The 2,998-nt window shown below is 60.9% G+C and carries 3 protein-coding genes; 2 read left to right on the top strand and 1 reads right to left on the bottom strand.

Features of this window, described 5'->3' with window-relative positions; all coding sequences use genetic code 11:
- Positions 1-1,189: peptide antibiotic transporter SbmA (gene sbmA / locus EN994_RS24840; protein ID WP_127307882.1), on the top strand; the 1,189-nt coding region annotated here is incomplete at its 5' end.
- Positions 1,190-1,222: 33 nt separating this feature from the next.
- On the opposite strand, the gene EN994_RS24845 is transcribed toward sbmA, so the two are convergent.
- Positions 1,223-2,230: a polysaccharide deacetylase gene (locus EN994_RS24845; protein ID WP_013532850.1), complete on the bottom strand. Its 1,008-nt coding sequence runs from the start codon at positions 2,228-2,230 to the stop codon at positions 1,223-1,225.
- 212 nt (positions 2,231-2,442) lie between these two features.
- On the opposite strand from EN994_RS24845, the gene EN994_RS24850 reads away from it, so the two are divergent.
- Positions 2,443-2,998: tetratricopeptide repeat protein (locus EN994_RS24850; RefSeq protein WP_127307883.1), on the top strand; the 556-nt coding region annotated here is incomplete at its 3' end.

The following is a 2,998-nucleotide window of genomic DNA, read 5'->3' on the forward strand; positions in this document are numbered from 1 at the left end:
CCTGTTCTGGTTCTTCGGTGGTGAACAATTAGGTACGGTTTTCGGATTGCCGCCCGCCGCGGCCGGCGCGCCGCCCATCATCGGCATCGCCATCCTCGTATCGAAGCCGTTCCTCTGGTTCTATCTCTATTTCGCGTTCTGCGTGCTCGTCTTCTACGCATTCTGGAGCTGGTATTCGCCGCATCCATGGCAACGCTGGTCGATCCTGATGACCGCGGTCATCCTGTTCTTCATCTATTTCAATGTGCAGGTCAGCGTCGCCGTCAACGCCTGGTATGGGCCTTTCTTCGACTATGTGCAGGGGCTGATGTCGGGGACTGGAAAGTCGACCAACAGCGAATTTTATATCGGATTGGCTGATTTTTCGTGGCTCGCCCTGGTCGGCATGAATGTGCAGGTGGTCAACGCCTTCATCGTCAGTCACTGGATCTTCCGTTGGCGCACGGCGATGAACAACTACTTCGTCGAGAATTGGGGCAGGCTACGCCATATCGAGGGTGCCTCGCAGCGCATCCAGGAAGACACGATGCGGTTCTCGCAGATCATGGAAGATCTCGGCTCCAGCTTCGTCCAGTCGATTATGACGTTGATCGCATTCCTGCCGGTCATGATCCAGTTGCAGGCCCATATCACCGAGTTGCCGATTATCGGCGCGATTCCACAGCCATTGGTTGTCGCAGCCCTTGCCTGGTGTCTGTTCGGGACGATCTCGGTCATGGTTGCAGGTCTGAAACTTCCAGGGCTGCAGTTCCGCAACCAGCGCGTTGAGGCAGCCTACCGCAAGGAACTCGTCTACGGCGAGGATCACGCGGACCGGGCCCAGCCGGCCACCACGGCCGAGCTGTTCGAGAATGTTCGCCACAATTATTTCAGGCTCTATTTCCACTACATCTATTTCAACGTCGTCCGTTACACCTACCTGCAGGCCGACAACATTTTCTCGCTGCTGATCCTCGGTCCCTCGCTGGTGGCGCACAAGATCACGTTCGGCGCGCTGAACCAGATTTCGAACGCATTCGGCAAGGTGACCGGTTCACTGCAGTTTCTGCTCACCTCCTGGTCGACCATCGTCGAGCTGCAATCGGTCCACAAGCGCCTGCGCGCCTTCGAGGCGACGCTGCAAGGCGAGCCGCTGCCCGATATCGACCAGCGCTATCTGGCAAGGCAGGGCGCTGAGGATCCGGCCTAAAGATCGAGGTTGGAAACGAACCGGGTTGGCGGCTCAGCCGCCGACCGAGACCTGCCTCTGGCCGGCATCCTGGCGCGAAACATAATCGCGAAAACTGATGCATTCGACATCGGCCTTGACGCAGACCTCGCCGGCAAAGCGCTCCAGCGCGTTCCAGTAGGCGCCGTCATTCATCAGCGCGAAGTGGAAGCCGAGCTCCAGCGGAATGCGCTTGCCGGCATACTGCTTGTCGAAGGCGGCGCGGAAGGCATCATAGGTCCGGTTGGCGAACTCGCCCGCTTGGCTTGGCCGTTCGAAGCCGCCGGAATGCCTGACATAGAGATTGTAGTCCATGGCGATCACCGGCCGTGACTTCGGTCCTTCTGGAATCTGCGGCAGCGAAAAGTGCATGACGCCGTTGCTGGCCGTCGGTCGGGCGGGGCCCTGCGAGACGCCGCTGGCGTCGAATTGATAGCCGGCGGCCGGCAGCGCTTCATAGAGCGCCTTGCCCGTCGACAGATACGGCGCGCGAAAACCGACAACCGCATGCCGTGCGAAATCGCGCCAGCCCTCAGGCTCGGGCGCAATGCCGTTGATGGCATAGGCGTTCTCGAGAATGTGCTCGAACGAACCGAACTCTTTCAGCCAGTCGGCCTTGCTCCAGTCCTTGCCGTCGAAATGGCCGCAGCCATGGCTGGCGATGTCGTGGCCCTCATGCGCGGCAAGCCCGATCTGCTCGAGCCGGTCGGTGACTTCCTGTTTCGAGGCGGCAAAGCCGATATTGGATTTCCCGGCGCTTCTGCCGGGTGCGGTGTATTCCTTGCGTGTTTCCGTCGACAGCAGGAAGACGCAGGACAGAAAATAGGTGAAATGTGCCCCGGTGCGCTCAGCCAGTGCTCGACTGCGCTTCCACTGCGAAATGTCGCGGGCGCTGTCGAACGAGATGATGACGACCTGCTTGGGCTTTGCCGGCACCGGTGGCGCGGGCGGGTCGGCCAGAGCCACGCCGGCAGTGACGAGCGCGGCAAGCGAAAACGCAACAACGCGGAACGGACGAAGCATAGGAATCTGATCTTAACTCGGGGAACGTCTGCAAGCCGGCTATCGCCTAAATGTGGCGCGGGTGCGATGGGCCTCTTCGGCTGCTCGTCCGGGGCAAACATCCGTTTGCCCCGGACAATAGCGATTTTCCGGTCGAACCCCTTCCATGCCGGCAAAATTTCGCTAAAACGCGGGCTGACAAAGGCCCGACCGGGCAGGAATGGTTTGATTTGATGTCCGACGACAGTTTTATCCGTGAAGTCAACGACGAGATCCGTCGCGAACAGGCGCAGGCGCTGTGGGACCGTTTTGGCCCAGCCCTGATTGTCGTTGCGATCCTCGTGGTGCTCGGCACCGCAGCCTTCGTCGGCTATCGCTATTGGGACGAGACGCGCGCCAACCGCTCGGGCGATGCGTTCTCGCAGGCGCTGAAGCTTGCCAATGACGGCAAGAACGATGAGGCGCTGACCGCGCTCGATCAGTTGGAGAAGGATGGCTACGGCGCCTATCCGCTGCTCGCACGCATGCGCGGCGCGACCGTCAAGGCGAACAAGGGCGACGTTCCCGCCGCCGTCAAGGATTTCGACGAAGTCGCCGCCGACACGGCCATTCCCCAGAGCATTCGCGACATGGCGCGGCTGCGGGCAGCGCTGCTGCTCGTCGACCATGGCTCGTTCGCCGACGTGTCCAGCCGTATCGAAGCGCTGACATCCGACACCAACACGCTGCGCCACACGGCGCGCGAGGCGCTCGGCCTTTCCGCCTGGAAGGAAGGCAAGACGCAGGATG

Source organism: Mesorhizobium sp. M7A.F.Ca.CA.002.09.1.1 (assembly GCF_003998555.1).
GTDB classification, from domain to species: domain Bacteria; phylum Pseudomonadota; class Alphaproteobacteria; order Rhizobiales; family Rhizobiaceae; genus Mesorhizobium; species Mesorhizobium ciceri.